This is a genomic window from Roseateles asaccharophilus, assembly GCF_004362405.1.
In the GTDB taxonomy this organism is placed as follows: Bacteria; Pseudomonadota; Gammaproteobacteria; order Burkholderiales; family Burkholderiaceae_C; genus Kinneretia; species Kinneretia asaccharophila.
In genome coordinates this window covers 108,193-124,583 of record NZ_SNXE01000003.1, presented here as the reverse complement: position 1 = coordinate 124,583, position 16,391 = coordinate 108,193, and the positions used below count along the sequence as shown (strand labels likewise).

12 protein-coding genes are annotated in these 16,391 nt (G+C 66.7%); 3 read left to right on the top strand and 9 right to left on the bottom strand.

Features of this window, described 5'->3' with window-relative positions; genetic code table 11:
• The first annotated feature begins 134 nt into the window (after positions 1–134).
• Entirely contained in the window at positions 135–1,643 is a 1,509-nt protein-coding gene (locus tag DFR39_RS08375; RefSeq protein WP_133603109.1) for a choice-of-anchor I family protein, read from the top strand.
• 233 nt (positions 1,644–1,876) lie between these two features.
• Positions 1,877–2,671, top strand: coding sequence for a substrate-binding periplasmic protein (locus DFR39_RS08370; RefSeq protein WP_162849461.1), 795 nt, complete (start codon positions 1,877–1,879; stop codon positions 2,669–2,671).
• 18 nt (positions 2,672–2,689) lie between these two features.
• Here DFR39_RS08370 and DFR39_RS08365 read toward each other — a convergent pair whose 3' ends face one another.
• The 9 genes from DFR39_RS08365 to DFR39_RS08325 form a co-directional block, all read right to left on the bottom strand.
• A complete protein-coding gene (locus DFR39_RS08365; protein ID WP_246030752.1) occupies positions 2,690–3,589 on the bottom strand; it encodes a dienelactone hydrolase family protein in 900 nt (299 codons plus the stop codon).
• An 85-nt stretch (positions 3,590–3,674) separates the two neighbouring features.
• Entirely contained in the window at positions 3,675–4,985 is a 1,311-nt protein-coding gene (locus tag DFR39_RS08360) for a sensor histidine kinase (RefSeq protein ID WP_133603106.1), read from the bottom strand.
• Positions 4,982–5,659, bottom strand: coding sequence for a response regulator transcription factor (locus DFR39_RS08355; protein ID WP_133603105.1), 678 nt, complete (start codon positions 5,657–5,659; stop codon positions 4,982–4,984). The genes DFR39_RS08360 and DFR39_RS08355 overlap by 4 nt, the downstream gene beginning before the upstream one ends.
• A gap of 48 nt (positions 5,660–5,707) precedes the next feature.
• Complete coding sequence (locus DFR39_RS08350) at positions 5,708–7,726, bottom strand: M3 family metallopeptidase (RefSeq protein WP_133603104.1); 2,019 nt, start codon at positions 7,724–7,726, stop codon at positions 5,708–5,710.
• Positions 7,727–7,893: 167 nt separating this feature from the next.
• Positions 7,894–8,262 carry a hypothetical protein gene (locus DFR39_RS08345; protein ID WP_246030751.1) on the bottom strand — a complete coding sequence of 123 codons (369 nt, stop codon included), beginning with the start codon at positions 8,260–8,262 and terminating at the stop codon, positions 7,894–7,896.
• Positions 8,263–8,317: 55 nt separating this feature from the next.
• Entirely contained in the window at positions 8,318–9,361 is a 1,044-nt protein-coding gene (locus DFR39_RS08340) for a S66 family peptidase (protein ID WP_133603103.1), read from the bottom strand.
• A complete protein-coding gene (folD, locus tag DFR39_RS08335) occupies positions 9,361–10,221 on the bottom strand; it encodes a bifunctional methylenetetrahydrofolate dehydrogenase/methenyltetrahydrofolate cyclohydrolase FolD (protein ID WP_133603102.1) in 861 nt (286 codons plus the stop codon). Before folD ends, DFR39_RS08340 begins: the two co-directional genes overlap by 1 nt.
• A gap of 67 nt (positions 10,222–10,288) precedes the next feature.
• Positions 10,289–10,912 (bottom strand): response regulator transcription factor, encoded by a 624-nt coding sequence (locus tag DFR39_RS08330; protein WP_133603101.1) that lies wholly within the window; start codon positions 10,910–10,912, stop codon positions 10,289–10,291.
• Positions 10,909–13,458, bottom strand: coding sequence for a PAS domain-containing sensor histidine kinase (locus tag DFR39_RS08325; RefSeq protein ID WP_133603100.1), 2,550 nt, complete (start codon positions 13,456–13,458; stop codon positions 10,909–10,911). Before DFR39_RS08325 ends, DFR39_RS08330 begins: the two co-directional genes overlap by 4 nt.
• A 203-nt stretch (positions 13,459–13,661) precedes the next feature.
• Here DFR39_RS08325 and aceE point away from each other — a divergent pair, with 203 nt between their 5' ends.
• Positions 13,662–16,370, top strand: coding sequence for a pyruvate dehydrogenase (acetyl-transferring), homodimeric type (aceE, locus tag DFR39_RS08320; protein ID WP_133603099.1), 2,709 nt, complete (start codon positions 13,662–13,664; stop codon positions 16,368–16,370).
• Positions 16,371–16,391: the final 21 nt, after the last annotated feature.

The window sequence follows — 16,391 nt, the reverse complement described above, 5'->3', positions numbered from 1 at the left end:
GCCGCTGAGGGCCGGGTAGGGCCCCCCCCTGGCTCAGGGGTGTGAACTCCGTCACGATGTCACCTGACTGTCATGCGTCGTCACTAGCCTCGCGGGCTTGTCCTCATGCTCCCAACCGCCGCAAGGAATTCCTGATGAAGCGTTCCACGATGTCTGCCCTGGTGGCTGCTGCCACCACAGTCCTGGCCTTGAATGTTCACGCGGCGGGTGCCCTCGATGGCGCCAGCCTCGCGTGGTCCAGCAAGCACACCGGTCTGACCGGTTTCACTTCGGAAGTCGTGAGCTTTGACAGTCTGACCAAGACCTTGTGGGTGGCGGGTGTGTCGGGCGTGCATGTGCTGGATGCCAAGACCGGCAATGCGCTGCAATTCATCGACACCCGCGGCTTCGGGTCCATCAACAGCGTGGCCATTCACAATGGCGTGGCGGCCTTCGCGATCGAGGCTCCGGGCGATCGCCGCAATGCGGGCGTGGTCAAGCTCTACGACACCTCCACCCGTGACTTGCTGACGGGCACCAACAGCATCGCGGTCGGTGCGCTGCCCGATATGCTGACCTTCACACCGAACGGCAGCAAGCTCTTGGTTGCCAATGAGGGCACGCCCAACGCGGTGGCCGACAGCGGCAAGTACGCCGGTACGGATCCCAAGGGCAGTGTCAGCATCATCGATATGGGGACGCGCTCGGTGGCGGCCACCGTGCACTTCGACAGCGTGGCGACCACCGCCAGCAACCGCGTGTGGGCAGGGCAGTCGGTGGTACGCCAGCCGGGCATGGACTTTGAGCCGGAGTACATCGCGGTGAGCCGTGATGGCAGCAAGGCCTTCGTGACCCTGCAGGAGCACAACGCCGTGGCCACCATCGACCTGAGCACCCACAAGACGGTGAGCGTGGTGGGGCTGGGGGCCAAGGACTTCAGCAAGCCGGGCAATGAGATTGATGTGCGCGATAACGACGGCTCAGTAAGCTTTCAGAACGTCGCCGTCCGCGGCCTCTATATGCCTGATGGCATCGCCAGCTTTGACCGCAATGGCAAAACCTATTACGTGACGGCCAACGAGGGTGACTTCCGCGAGGACGATGGTGATCGAAAGGCTGCTGGGGGCTCGGGGATCGAGAGCCGTTTGCGGGTCTCGGCTGTTGATACCGACGCGCTCTATGCGGCGGGCGCGCGCTCCATCTCCATTCGTGATGCCGCCGGCAATGAGATCTGGGACAGCGGCGCGGCCCTGGACAAGGCCGCGCATGCCGCCGGCCTGTATGACGATGGCCGTAGCCGCGACAAGGGCGTTGAGCCTGAGGACGTCAAGGTGATGGAGATCGGCGGCAAGCTCTACGCCTTCGTCGGACTGGAGCGCACCAAAACCGGCGCCATCGGTGTGTTCGACATCAGCGACCCGGCCAATGCCAGCTTTGTGAAGCTGCTGGTCAACCCCGAAGGCTTCAACCGCCCCGAAGGGCTGACCGCCTTCGAGATGGACGGCTTCCACTACCTGGCCGTGGCCAGCGAGGGCAGCAGTGCCACAACCTTCGGCACCACCGTGTTCCAGCTCGCTCCGGTGCCGGAACCCAGCAGCTGGGCCCTGATGGGCCTGGGGCTTGCGGCCTTGGGGGCCGTGGCCCGCCGCCAGCGCCGCGCCTGAGGGCGCGTCGGCAGGGGCGAGCGACAAGGCTGGCGCCAGCAACGCTCCCTGGCCAGGAAGCATCCAAGCCGCCCCCGGGCGGCTTTTGCCTAACTGGGGGATGTCGCTCGTCAGCCCCGCACTTCAGGAAGTGCGGCGCTCGATGCTCTTGTCAGCAAGGGGTGCGCGCGCTACCGTTGCCATTACGCCATGGCAGCTGGAGTCTCGCGATGGAGCGCCCCCTGATTCACCGCTTGCCCCCGATTGTTCTGCTGATCCTCTTCAGCCTGGGCCTGTCGGGTACCGTGCAGGCACAGTCGGCCTGCCGGACCCTGGTGGCCTCCGGGAATCCCCAGTACCCGCCCTATCTCTGGCGTGACCCCGATAACGAGGCCCGTCTGGTCGGGGCCAATGCCGAGCTGATGGACTGGCTTGGCAATGAGTTGGGCGTGAACATCGAGCTGCGCTATGTGGGCAACTGGGCCCGCGTTCAGGAGGAGGCGCGTGCCGGCCGCATCGACATGATCGCCGGCGCCTTCTTCACCCTGCCGCGTACCGAGTACATGGACTACGCGCATCTGCCCTTTCGCGAAACGCGCTCGGTGGTGATCCAGCGCGAGGGCGCGACATTTCCCTACCAGCGCTGGGAGGACCTGATCCCGCGCAGGGGGCTGACCGTGATCAACAACAGCTTCGGTCAGGCCTTTGACCGCTTTGCTAGCGAGTCCCTGAGCCTCAGCAAGGTGAGCAGCCTGGATCAGGCCCTGCAGATGCTGGAGCGCGGGCGGGCGGACTATCTGATCTACGAGGACAGCCCGGCCGAGGCCTTTATTGCCCGCCTGGGGATTCGCGGTCTGCGACTCATACCCACCCCGGTCGCGCAGGAGCAGCTCTTCGTGACGGTGTCGCATCGTTCCGTCTGTAACACTGCGGAACTGCGCGGCGCCATCACGCGGGCCATGTTCAAGCTGCGTCAGAACCGGCTGATGCTCAGCTTTGTGGAGCGCGGTGTGCAGCTCTGGAAGGAACAGGAGCGCAAGAGCCCCTGATCCCGCCGGCCCCGGCGCTCAGAACCAGCCGCTCAGACCCTCGACGTAGTTCGCCGGCAGCAGGTGGCCGCCCGGAAAGCGCAGATGGTGCTTGTCCTGCGCCGGGATGGCCTCGAACAAGGCCTGGTTCTGAGCCTTGCTGGCGTACTCGTCGTCATCGGCGCTGAGCAGCCAAACCTTTTTGCCCGCCAGGCCAGAGGCCGTGTTGCGGGGGGCGACCGCGGCGACCTTGTTGTCCAGATGCGGCGGCACGATGGCCAGCACCGCGCCCACGCGGCTGTCCAGGCCGCCCAGCAGCAGGGCCATCTGGCCACCCATGCTGTAGCCGGCCACGCGGATGCGGCCGGCGTCCAGCTGGGGCTGGGTCTGCACCCAGTCCAGCAGCAGGCGGTAGTCGCGCACCGTGTCAACGATCATGCGCTCGTAGGGCTCGCGCTTGCCCCACAGGTGCAGATCGTTCATCAGTTCAAGCACGCTGTGCTGCGGGTCCTTGCGGTGCCCATGGCGGCGCGCGTCCAGCACCAGCACCGCGTAGCCCTGCTGCAGCGCCATCGCGGTGATGCGGTGGGTCTGCTCCACGGTCGGGTGGCCCTTGTTCTCTTCCTTCCACCAACGCAGATGGCCACGCCCCAGGGCGTGCAGCCCGATCAGCAGCGGGAAGGGCCGGGTGGCCTGCGTGGGGTCACTGGGGTAGAGGATGCGCCCTTGCACCTCGCTGCCGTCGAAGCTGGTGAATCGCAGGAATTGGGCGTGCTCGGCCTCGGGCGCGGCCTGCAACTGCATCTGCAAGCCGCTGGCGGGCGGGCTGTAGGCATAGCGCGCTTGCAGATCCTCTTGCGTGATGTCGTAGGGCTTGAGGCCGAACAGGCCCCACCAGAGTGCGCCGGCCAGGGCGGCGATGCCGAGCAGACTTGCCATGATGCGGAGTGCTTTCTTTCGTGTCATCTTGGTGTGTCCGAAGTCCGAGAGGGACAGCGGTGCGCGCAGCCTAGGCCGCAGCGCGTCAAGACAATGTGAAGGCGTCGCGACTGGGGAGACTGCTGCTGCTGGCCTGCGGGGCAACCCAGGTCCAGCCGCCCGCGTGGCTCAGCCGCAGCTGTAGGCCATGGCGCTCGGCCAGGCGCCGCACGATGGACAGGCCCAGGCCCAGACCGCTGCTGGCTTCGCCCCTGATTCCCGTCTGGCGACCGGCCGCATCGGCCTCCAGCAGGGCCGCGGGCGGCGGCGCGCTGGCATTGCCCAGGCGCAGCTGCTGGGCGTCGGCCGTCAGGCGGATGCGCCCGCCGCGGCCATGGCTGATGGCATTGCTGAGCAGATTGCTGAGCAGCAGCCGGGTCAGGGCCGGCGGCCAGGGGCGGGTGAGCGTCGCCGCCACCTCGATCTCCAGCTCGATGCCCGGGCGGTCCAGCAGCGGCGCCATCGCCAGCACCAGCTGCTCCACCTGGGGCAGAAGCGGCAGCTCGGGCACGGCCAGGGCGGGTGCTTCTTCCTCGCGGGCCAGGGCCATCAGCAGGTCCACGGTCTGCTGCAGCTGCCAGATCGCGGCGGCCATGCTGTCCAGCGTCGCCCGCTGCCCTGGCAAGACCTGGCGCTGCAGCTCCTCGCAGGCCAGGCCCAGCACGGCCAGCGGCGTGCGCAGCTCATGGCTGGCGTCACGGGTGAAGGCCTGCTCGCGGGCGATGAAGTCCTGGGTGCGTTGGTTCAGCCCTGCCAGGTGGGCGGCCAGCAGGCCCACCTCGTCATCGCCGTAATGCTGGGCCAGATCGGTGGGCAGCCGTCGGGGCTCGCTCTGCGCCACAGTCAGGGCCAGGCGTCGCAAGGGCGCACTGGTGCGGCGTGCCAGCCACCAGCCCAGGGCCAGGGCGAGCAGGGTCAGGCCGGCGCTCCACAGGCCCAGCCAGAGCAGCAATTCCCGGCGCATGGGCCGCACCACCAGCTCGCTGCTGACCTCGGCCACCAGCCAGGCGCCTTCGGGCGCGAGGGGCTTCAGGTGGTAGTGCCGACCCTCGCGTCCCTCGAGCTCATGCGCCCTCGGCTCGCGCTGGCGGGCCTCGCTCAGGTCCTCGGGCCAGGCCTCGCCAGGACGGTAGAGGCGGATGAAGGATTGCTGCGGCGCCAGCCAATCGCCGCCGGTCGCGCGGCTGGCCTGTTGACGCCGGGCTTCCTGCTGCAGGGCGGTGTCGAAGAAATGGTCTTCCACGACATAGACGCAGGCCATCGCGAAGAGTGCAAACACCGTGCTCACCAGCAGGGTGTAGCCGGTGAAGGCCAGCATCAGGCGCCGTTGCAGGCGGGCTCGGTAGCGCCTTGTCATTGGGGCAGTTCCAGACGTAGGCCCACGCCATGCACGGTCTTGATCAGGCTCTGCCCCGGCCCCAGGCTCTGGCGCAGGTTGTAGAGGTGCGTGCGCAGGGCGTCGGACTCCGGCGGCTCGTCGGCCCAGAGTGTTTGCTGCAACTCGCTGCGGCTCACCGTCCGCGGCCAGGCCTCGGCCAGGGCCAGCAGCAGGCGGTAGGCCTGGCGCGGCAGAGCCGGCAAGACCTGGCCCTCCAGACGCAGCTCGCCACTGCGCCGGTCTATGCGCAAGGGCCCACGCTCCAGCACCGGGCTGCGCCCCAGCTCGCCGCGGCGCGACAGGGCCTGGCAGCGCCACAGCAGCTCCTCGCCGGCAAAAGGCTTGAGCAGGTAGTCGTCCGCGCCGGCACCGAAGCCCTGGCGCTTGTCGTCCAGGGCGTCGCGTGCGGTGAGCATCAGCACGGGGATGTGGCGGTCGGCCTGCTCGCGCAGGCGCCGGCACAGCTCGACACCGTCCAGCCCCGGCAGGCCCAGGTCCAGCAGCAGCACATCGGGCGGCTGTTCCAGCGCCAGCTGCAGGGCGAGCCGCCCGTCGCTGGCCTCTTCCACCCGCCAGCCCGCGCCCTGCAGCAGGGTGACGATCTGGGCGCGCAGCGGCGCGTGGTCCTCGACGACCAGGATTCGATGGTTCACGGGGCCTCCTCGACCAGGAAGTCTAGGCGGCGCCGCGTGAAGCAAACGTCAAGCCATGCCCTGGTGACGCAGCAGGGCGTCGATGCGGGGCTCGCGGCCACGGAAGGCCTTGAAGTTGTCGAGCGCGTCGCGGGCGCCGCCGGCTTCCAGGATGCTTTGCAGATAGCGGCGGCCGGTGGCGGGGTTGAACACGCCTTCCTCCTCGAAGGCGCTCCAGGCGTCGGCGCTCAGCACCTCGGCCCATTTGTAGCTGTAGTAGCCGGCCGAGTAGCCGCCCGCAAAGATGTGGGAGAAGCTGTGCTGGAAGCGGTTGAAGGCCGGCGGCGGGTTGACCGAGACCTCGGCGCGCACCTCGTCCAGCAGCTGCTGCACGGACTGCTCCTGGCCCGGTTCCGCGTGCAGGCGCATGTCGAAGAGCGCGAACTCGATCTGGCGCAGGGTCTGCAGGCCGCTCTGGAAGTTCTTGGCGGCGATCATCTTGTCGTAGAGCGCGCGCGGCAGGGGCTCGCCGGTCTGCACATGGCTGGAGAGCTGCTGCAGCACTTCCCACTCCCAGCAGAAGTTCTCCATGAACTGGCTGGGCAGCTCCACCGCGTCCCATTCCACGCCGGAGATGCCGGAGACACCCAGCTCGTCCACCTGGGTCAGCAGATGGTGCAGGCCATGGCCGAACTCGTGGAAGAGGGTGGTGACATCGTCATGCGTCAGCAGGGCGGGCTTGTCGCCGGCGGGCGAGGCGAAGTTGCACACCAGCTGGGCCACCGGCGTTTGCAACTGACCCTCGGGGCGGGCCCAGCGGCTGCGCACCTCATCCATCCAGGCGCCGGGGCGCTTGCCCGGGCGGGCGTAGAGGTCCAGGTAGAACTGGCCGATCAGCTGACCGGCACGTTCCAGGCGGTAGAACTTGACCGACTCGTGCCAGACCTCGGCCTGGCTCTCGATGATCTTCACATCGAAGAGGCGCTGGATGATGTCGAACAGACCGCTGAGCACGCGCGGCACGGTCAGGTACTCGCGCACCTCCTGGTCGCTGAAGGCATAGCGGGCTTCCTTGAGCTTCTCGGCCACATAAGCCTGGTCCCAGGCCTGCATCTCGGCCAGGCCCAGCTTGGCGGCGGCGAACTCGCGCATCTCGGCCAGGTCCTTCTCCGCGTAGGGGCGGGCGCGGCCGGCCAGGTCGCGCAGGAAGTCCAGCACCTGCTCGGGCGACTGGGCCATCTTGGGCACCAGGGAGACCTCGGCGAAGTTCTTGAAGCCCAGCAGCTGGGCTTCTTCCTGGCGCAGCATCAGCAGCTGCTGCATCAGGGCGCTGTTGTCCAGCTCGGGCTGGGCACCCAGCTCGCTGGCGCGGGTGACATAGGCACGGTAGAGCGTCTCGCGCAGGGCGCGGTTCTCGGCGTACTGCATCACCGGGAAGTAGCTGGGGAAGTGCAGGGTGAGCTTGTGGCCGGCCTTGCCTTCGGCCTCAGCCGCGGCGCGGGCATTGGCCACCACATCGGCCGGCACGCCGGCCAGCTCTTCGGCGCTGGCGTAGTGGGCGAAGCCGTCGGTGGCGTCCATCACATGCTCGGAGAACTTCTGGCCCAGCTCGGCGGCCTCTTCCTGGATGGCGGCAAAGCGATCGCGGGCGGCGCCCTGCAGCTCGGCGCCGGAGAGCACGAAGTCGCGGATCCAGTGCTTGAGCGCCTGCTGGCGCGCCGGGCTCAGCGTGGCCGCCTGGGCCTGGATGGCCTTGTACTTGGCGTAGAGCTGCTCGTCGGCGCCCAGGGCCGTGTAGAACTCGGTGACCGCCGGCAGCATGGCGTTGTAGGCCTCGCGCAGGGCGGGCGTGTTGGCCACGGCGTTCAGATGGCCCACGGCGCCCCAGGCATGGGAGAGGCGCTCGGTGGCCACGCTCAGCACGCGGGCCAGGGTGTCGTAGTCGGCCGGCGTGGCCGCGTCGGTGGCCTGAGCCAGGGCGGCCTTGGCCTCGTCCAGCAACTGGCTGATGGCCGGCTGGATGTGCTCGGGCTGGATGCTGGCGAAGGCGGGCAGGGGGGCGGTGGAGAGCAGGGGGTTGGTGTTCATGGCGGTGAGATGGCTTGTGATGCGCTAAAGCAGAGACGAGGCGGATCGATCAAAACCCGATCAAGAAAAGTCCAGCCGATCTTCTTGAGCCAAGTCCTTGATTTGTAATGGAAAAAATCTGAAGGCAGACTCCTGCACTGAAGAAAATCAAAACCCGATCAAGAACGTCAGGCCCAGTGCGGCAGGTAGCCAGCGCGGGGATGCTCCGGGTCAGCGACCCGGATCAGGCCCGCATCCAGCGTTTTGCTGATTACTGCTGAGGCCTGCGCCGCGTTCTTGGCTGCAATCCCGAGACGTGCACAGAGGCTTGCATTTTTCATCTTGTCACCACTGAGGAATTTCAGCACAGCGTGGAAATAGCATGCTCGCACCCGCTCGTCCTGCGTCATCTCCGCAAAGCTGCGAGGGCCATAAAGCACCGCTTGGGTGCCGATCATCTCAGGGTCAGTGTTGCTGCCCTTGAACTCAAGCCAAGCTGTCTCCGCAGGTTGGGCCAGCAGCTGGTCGATCAAGGCAATGTCACGGGCGGGGTTCATTTTGGCGCTGATGCTTGGGTCGTCCCAGGTATATCCGGTGAGGACGGTCGTGATCTCAGATGGCGGATCCTTGGCGCAACTCAAGCCGGTCGGGGGCCCAGTGCAGTGCGGCCCATTCTCCTTGGATCAGCGAGAGCTGGGGTGGCGCATGGCCGATGTCGGCGTCGATCAGTACCGGCAGGCTCAGGTCGGACAGCGCTTCGCGCACCGCCTCCTCATGGCTCAGCCGTTCAGGCGCCGTGACCGCGGAGGGCGCATGGCGGCCGATCAGCACCCCGGCCGCGCCCTCGAAGCAGCCGTGCAGGCGCAGGCTCCAAAGGGCGCGCAGCAGCTCACAGGGCGCCATCTCGCAGTTCTCCAGGAACAGCAGGTGCGGGCCGATGCCGGGCTGCTGGGCCCAGCCTCGCAGATCCCCATAAGCGGTGCCCGCGAGACGGGAAATCGTGTCCAGGCAGCCGCCGATCAGGCGGCCGCGCAGCAGCAGTGCTTCAGTGCCGCCGTCCAGGCGGCGCCAGCGGGTGGGCTCGCTCAGGTTTCGACCAGCGCCGGGTTCGGTGCGCCAGTCAGGGCCTTGCGACTGCCAGAGTTTGGAGGCGCACTGGAGGAGCGGGTCGCCCTGGAACAAGGTCGGCCAGATCGCGGCCGTGGTCTCGTCCAGTGCTTCCGCCCCCAGCTCCATCAGATTGGGGCCATGCAGGCTCATCCAGCCGGCGCGCAGGGCCAGAGGCAGCTGCAGGGTGCTGAGATCGGAGAAGCCGCTGAACCACTTGGGCTCGGCCGCGGCCAGGGCTTCGAAGTCCAGCAGGGGCAGGAGCTCGATGGCGCGCTCGCCGCCCCAGGGTGGCATGACGGCCGCCACCTCGGGGTCCAGCAGCAGGGCCTGCAGTTCGGCGGCGCGCTCGGCCGCCGGGGCACTGCACTGCTTGTACTCGCGGCGCAAGGTTTGCCCCTCGCGCACACGCAGGCCACGCGCCTGCAGCGCGGCGATGGCGCGCTCCAGACGCGGGAAGAGTTCTGGTTCCACGCCGGAGGAGGGCGCGCACAGCGCCACGAGGTCACCCGCGCGCAGCGGCCGTGGACGACGCGGCGGTGTTGTCATCAGCGGGCCGCGGCGGCGCGCTCCGCCGACTCCAGGGTGTTGACCAGCAGCATGGTGATGGTCATGGGGCCCACGCCGCCGGGCACGGGGGTGATCCAGCCCGCCACCTGCTTCACGCCCTCGAAGTCCACATCGCCGCAGAGCTTGCCTTCGTCATTGCGGTTCATGCCCACATCGATGACCACGGCGCCGGGCTTGACCATGTCGGCGGTCAGCACATTGCGCTTGCCCACCGCCGCGACGATCACATCGGCCTGGCGGGTCATGGCGCCCAGGTCCTTGGTGCCGCTGTGGCAGATCGTGACGGTGGCATTGGCCTGCAGCAGCATCATGGCCATGGGCTTGCCCACGATATTGGAGCGGCCGATCACGACGGCATGCTTGCCCTTGAGGTCCTTCATGCCGATGCTCTCCAGCATCTTCATGCAGCCATAGGGGGTGCAGGCCTTGAAGCCCTGCTCGCCGACCATCAGCGCGCCGGCGCTTTCGACGGCAAAGCCGTCCACGTCCTTGGCCGGGGAGATGGCTTCAATGACCTTGTGGTCGTCGATATGGGCCGGCAGGGGCAGCTGGACCAGGATGCCGTGGATGCTCGGATCCTTGTTGAGCGCATCCACGCGGGCCAGCAGCTCGGCCTCGCTCATCGTGGCCTCGTACTTCTCCAGCACCGAGTGGAAGCCCACCTCCTCGCAGGACTTGACCTTGTTGCGCACATAGACCTGGCTGGCCGGGTTCTCGCCCACCAGGATCACGGCCAGACCGGGCTTCACGCCCTGGGCGGTCAGCGCGGCGGCGCGCTGGGCCACTTCGCCCCGCAGTTGCTTGGAAAGGGCGTTGCCGTCGATCAGTTGTGCGCTCATGGGTCGGTACTCCGTTCGGAAAAACAAAAGAGGCCGCTCAAAGCGGCCTCATGGGTGTGTGCGTGGATCAGGCCTTGGCCGGTGCGCCCAGTGCGATTTTGAGCAGATCGGCCACGGTGTTGGCGTTGAGCTTTTCCATGATGTTGGCGCGGTGCGCCTCCACCGTCTTGATGCTGATGCCCAGATCGTCGGCGATCTGCTTGTTCAGGCGGCCGGCCACGATGCGCTCCAGCACCTGGGCCTCGCGGGTGGTCAGACGCGAGAGCAGGGCGTCGCGGCTGGCGGCTTCCTGGTGGCTGGAGAAGGCGTCGCGTGCCTGGTCGAGCATGCGCTCCACCAGGGCCAGCAGCTCGTCTTCCTTGAAGGGCTTCTCGATGAAGTCCATCGCGCCCTTCTTCATGGTCTGTACCGCCATGGGCACGTCTCCGTGGCCGGTGATGAAGACCACGGGCAGGGGGCTCTTGCGGTCCAGCAGGCGGTCTTGCAGCTCCAGGCCGCTCATGCCGTCCATGCGGATGTCGGCGATCAGGCAGGCCACTTCGCGCGGGTCATAGCGCGAGAGAAAGCTCTCGGCGGAGTCGAAACACTTGACCCGGTAGTCCTTGCCTTCCAGCAGCCATTGCAGGGAATCCCGCACGGCCTCATCGTCATCAACAACGTAGACGTTACCCTTCTTCGGAATCAGACTCATGGTGTCGCAGCAGTGTTCATGGCAGTCCCCGAAGCCTCGGGGCGCGGGATGTCCACGGGGATGGTGAAGGCGAACCGGCACCCGACGATGGACGAGCCATTGTAGAGGTTCTCCGCACGGATCCGGCCCTGGTGGGACTCCACGATGGACCGGCATAACCCTAGGCCGATACCCAGGCCATCGGCCTTGGTGGAGAAGAAGGCTTCGTACATGCGCGAGATCACTTCTTCGGGCAGGCCCGGGCCCATATCGGTCACGCTGAATTCGATATGCCCGCCCAGCTCGGGCGTGTGCTTGGGGATCACCCGCAGCTCGATGTGGCGGCGCGAGGCAGGCAGATTGGCGTTGTCGATGGCCTCGGCCGCATTCTTGAGCAGATTGAGCAGCACCTGCTCGATCAGGATGGGATCCACCATCAGCTGGGGCAGGCGCTGGGCCACATAGCTGTGGATGGCCACATGGCGACGGCGCAGCTCGATACCGGCCAGCTCCACCGCGTCTTCCACGATGCTGTGGGCCGAGGAGGGCTGGCGCTGCGGTTCGCTGCGCTTCACGAAGTTGCGGATGCGGTGAATGATCTGGCCGGCGCGCTGGGCCTGCTTGGCGGTCTTCTCCAGCGCGGCCAGCAGGTCTTCCTTGCGGATATTGTCGTCACGCACCCGCGAGACCATGCCGTTGCAGTAGTTGCTGATGGCGGTGAGCGGCTGGTTGAGCTCGTGGGCCACGCTGGAGGCCATTTCGCCCATGGTCATCAGGCGGCTGGTGACCTGGGCTTTTTCGGCCTGCTGGGCGGCCACCATCTCGGCATGGCGGCGCGCGGTGATGTCGGTGGCAATCAGCATCTGGGCCAGGCGACCGTCGGTCCACTGCAGATAGCGGGCCCGCACATCGAACCACATTTCCAGGGTCTCAATATAGACCTCGCGCGGGTCCGAGCCCACCTCGGTGAGCTGCTGGGAGGCCAGGCCGGCATAGTCGTCCGTGTCCTCCTCGGCCTCGCTGCCGGCCTCGCTGGCCAGCTGGTTGCCGGCTAGCAGGGCATGGCCCTTGGGGTCGGCGCCGAACCACAGGCGGTAGCTGCGATTGGCAAACAGCAGCTCGCCCTGCTGCACCGAGAGCACGGACACCGCGGCATCCAGCCCCTCCAGCACCGTGGTGAAGCGCTCGTGCGAGGCGCTGAGCTGGTCGCGCACGCGCTTGGCCTCGGTGATATTGGTCATGGAGGCCATCCAGCCGTTCTGCTTGCCCTTGTGGTCGATCAGGGGGCTCACATACATGCGGGCGTCGAAGATGGTGCCGTCCTTGCGCATCACGCGCACCTCGGCGCCGCCGGCCGGGCTGCGGCCCTGCACCTCCTGCTGCTGCAGGCGCAGGTTTTCCTCGTAGCGGTCCGGTGGCCAGTAGGGGAAGGGGGGCTTGCGGCCGATGAGCTCGGCCTCGGAGAAGCCCGTCATGGCGCAGAAGGCCGGGTTCACATAGGAGATGCGCGACTCCATGTCCATGGCGCGCATGCCAGTGAGCATGGAGTTCTCCATGGCGCGGCGGAAATTGGTCTCGCTGGCCAGGGCGTTCTGCACCTGCAGGCGGCGGCGCATGTGCTTCCAGGTGCCCAGCAGCATCCAGACCGTCAGCACCGAGAGCGCCACCACCATCCAGAACAGGGTGTTGGAGATCAGGCCGATGGAGACCCGGTAACCCTGGCCGCGCAGAATCAGGCCGTTGAGTGCCGGTGTCAGGGGCACGTCATGCAGGATGGAGGCCCGCTGCACCCGCTGGCCCGGCATGGGCGTCACGGTGCTGGCCACCGTGTGTTCGCGGCTGTCCAGCACCGAAACCGGGTGGCGCGAGGCCACCTCGGTGGGCACCCAGTAGCGCAGCAGGGCTTCGACCGAGTATTCGGCGATCAGCACGCCGCCAAAGCCCGTGCGGTCCAGCAGGGGCACCTGGACCTGGAAGACGGTCAGGTTGTTGTAGTCGGAGAACGGGGTGGAGTAGACCGGTTGGCGCCGTTCGCGCGCGGCCTGGAAGGCCAGCTCCGCCGCGTTGCTCTGGTCGGCCACGGGCATGGAGGGGTCGCGCCCGTCGCCGCTCATCAGGGTTTCGGACTGGAAGCCGGCGGCGCTGACGCTGGCGCGGCGCTCGCGGCGAGCCGAGAGCCAGGTCACATGGGTGATCTCGGGGCGCTCGCGCGCGAAGGTGCTGGCCTGGGCGCTGAACTCGTGGGCATCGATCTGCCGGGTCACGATCTCGCGCGCGATGCGCACCAGTTGCTCCTGGTTCTCGATCAGGCGCAGGCGGATCTGCTGCTGGGCGATCTCGGTATCGCGTTTCACCGCCTCGGTTTCGCGCTCGATTTCCTCGTTCCGCAGGTACCAGAAGGCCAGGATGATGGCCGCCAGGAAGAGCAGCACCGAGATCAGCGGACCCAGGGTGGCGAAGCGGTCCTGACGCGCCGGCGACTGGCGTCGCCACCAGGCGGCTAGCAGGCGCTGAACGGGCAGCATGGCGCGCCGGCTGAGGTTCTTGAATTCGAAGCGGGAGAGCATGGTGGGCGGATTATCCAGGCCAGCGATGCCGCCGCTTTGCGAATGCAAGTGGCGTAAATTTCATAATACGAAAACGATTCGCGCTATTTGGAAAAATCCGCGGGGCTGTGCGACACTCGCGGCGAAGTTTTGGCATCAGCCTCTAAATTCGGGCCGAACCACGTGTGTGCCGTGCCCTGATCCCTAGACAACAGGAGACAAGCATGTCTGCTCAGCCGCAGTCTTTCCCCGGTGCAGCCCATGACACCGACGCCCTCGAAACCAAGGAATGGCTGGATGCACTGTCGGCCGTGATCGGCGAGGAGGGTGGTGAACGCGCCCACTTCCTGCTGAACCAGCTGATCGACCATGCGCGCCAGGCCGGCATTGACGTGCCCTTCTCGGCCACCACGGCCTATGTGAACACCATTCCCGCGGACCAGGAAGCCAAGTGCCCGGGCAATATCGAGATCGAAAAGCGTCTGCGCGCCTATATGCGCTGGAACGCTATGGCCATGGTGGTGCGAGCCAACCGCCTGAACCCGGCCGATGGCGGTGATCTGGGCGGCCATATCGGCTCCTTCGCCTCCCTGGCTTCCATGCTGGGTGCGGGCTTCAACCACTTCTGGCATGCCGAGAGCGAGAACCACGGCGGTGACCTGCTCTACATCCAGGGTCACAGCTCCCCCGGCATCTATGCCCGCGCCTTCCTGGAAGGCCGCCTGAGCGAAGAGCAGCTGGACAGCTTCCGCCAAGAGGTGGACGGCAAGGGCCTGTCCAGCTACCCGCATCCCAAGCTGATGCCGGACTTCTGGCAGTTCCCCACCGTCAGCATGGGTCTGGGCCCGCTGATGGCCATCTACCAGGCCCGTTTCCTGAAGTACCTGCACGCCCGTGGCATTGCCGACACCGCCAACCGCAAGGTCTGGGCCTTTATGGGTGACGGCGAGATGGACGAGCCCGAAAGCCTGGGCGCCATCGGCCTGGCCGCGCGCGAGGGCCTGGACAATCTGGTCTTCGTCATCAACTGCAATCTGCAGCGCCTGGACGGCCCGGTGCGCGGCAACGGCAAGATCATTCAGGAGCTGGAAGGCGAGTTCCGCGGCAGCGGCTGGAACGTCATCAAGCTGATCTGGGGCAAGGGCTGGGACGAGCTGCTGGCCCGCGACAAGAGCGGCAAGCTCAAGCAGCTGATGATGGAAACCGTGGACGGTGACTATCAAGCCATGAAGGCCAATGACGGCGCCTATGTCCGCAAGCATTTCTTCGGCAAGTACCCCGAGACCGCCAAGCTCGTCGAGCACATGAGCGACGAGGAGATCTTCGAGCTGCGCCGCGGTGGCCACCAGCCCGAGAAGGTCTTCGCCGCCTTCCACAAGGCCCACCATAACACTACGGGCCAACCGACCCTGCTGCTGGTCAAGACCGTCAAGGGCTATGGCATGGGCAAGGCCGGCGAGGGCAAGAACACGGTCCACCAGACCAAGAAGCTCTCGGACGAGGACATCAAGTACATCCGCGATCGCTTCGGCATCCCCATCCCCGACAGCGAGCTGCCCAAGCTGCCTTACTACAAGCCGGCCGACGACACGCCCGAGATGCGCTATCTGCACGAGCGCCGCCAGGCCCTGGGCGGCTACCTGCCCAAGCGCCGCGTCAAGGCCGACGAGAGCTTTACCGTGCCTTCGCTGGAGACCTTCAAGGCCGTGCTGGAGCCCACCGCCGAGGGCCGTGAGATCTCCACCACCCAGGCCTATGTGCGCTTCCTGACCCAGCTGCTGCGCGACCAGGCCCTGGGCCCGCGCGTGGTGCCCATCCTGGTGGACGAGGCCCGCACCTTCGGCATGGAAGGCCTGTTCCGCCAGATCGGCATCTACAACCCCAAGGGTCAGCTCTACACCCCGGTCGACAAGGACCAGGTGATGTACTACCGCGAGGACAAGGCCGGCCAGATCCTGCAGGAAGGCATCAACGAGGCCGGCGGCATGGCCAGCTGGATCGCCGCCGCCACGAGCTACTCGACGAACAACCGGGTGATGATCCCGTTCTACGTCTACTACTCGATGTTCGGCTTCCAGCGCATCGGTGACCTTGCCTGGGCCGCCGGCGATATGCAGGCCCGCGGCTTCCTGCTGGGCGGCACCTCGGGGCGCACCACGCTGAACGGTGAAGGCCTGCAGCACGAGGACGGCCACAGCCACATCCTGGCCGGCACCATCCCGAACTGCATCTCCTACGACCCCACCTTCGCGCACGAAGTGGCCGTGATCATGCACAACGGCTTGAAGCGCATGGTGGAGAACCAGGAGAACGTGTTCTTCTATCTGACCCTGCTCAACGAGAACTACGCCATGCCGGGCCTGAAGGCCGGCACCGAGGCCGAGATCCTCAAGGGCATGTACCTCTTGGACGGCGCCGACGCGGGTGCCAAGCTCAGCGTCAACCTGCTGGGCTCGGGCACCATCCTGCGCGAATCCATCGCCGCCAAGGAACTGCTCAAGGCCGACTGGGGCGTGGATGCCCACATCTGGTCTTGCCCCAGCTTCAACGAGCTGGCCCGCGAAGGCCAGGACGTGGAGCGCTGGAACCTGCTGCACCCGACCGAGACGCCGCGCCAGTCCTTCGTGGCCCAGCAGCTGTCCAAGACCACGGGCCCCGTGATCGCCGCCACCGACTATATGAAGAGCTATGCGGACCAGATCCGCGCCTTCATCCCCAAGGGCCGCGAGTACAAGGTGCTGGGCACCGACGGCTTCGGCCGCTCGGACTTCCGCTCCAAGCTGCGTGAGCACTTCGAGGTGAACCGTCACTACGTGGTCGTGGCCGCGCTGAAGTCCCTGGCTGACGAAGGCAAGCTGCCGGCCGCCAAGGTGGCCGAGGCGATTGCCAAGTACGGCCTGAACGTCGACAAGATCAACCCCCTGTACGCCTGATCGGCGCCCACGTGGAGACAA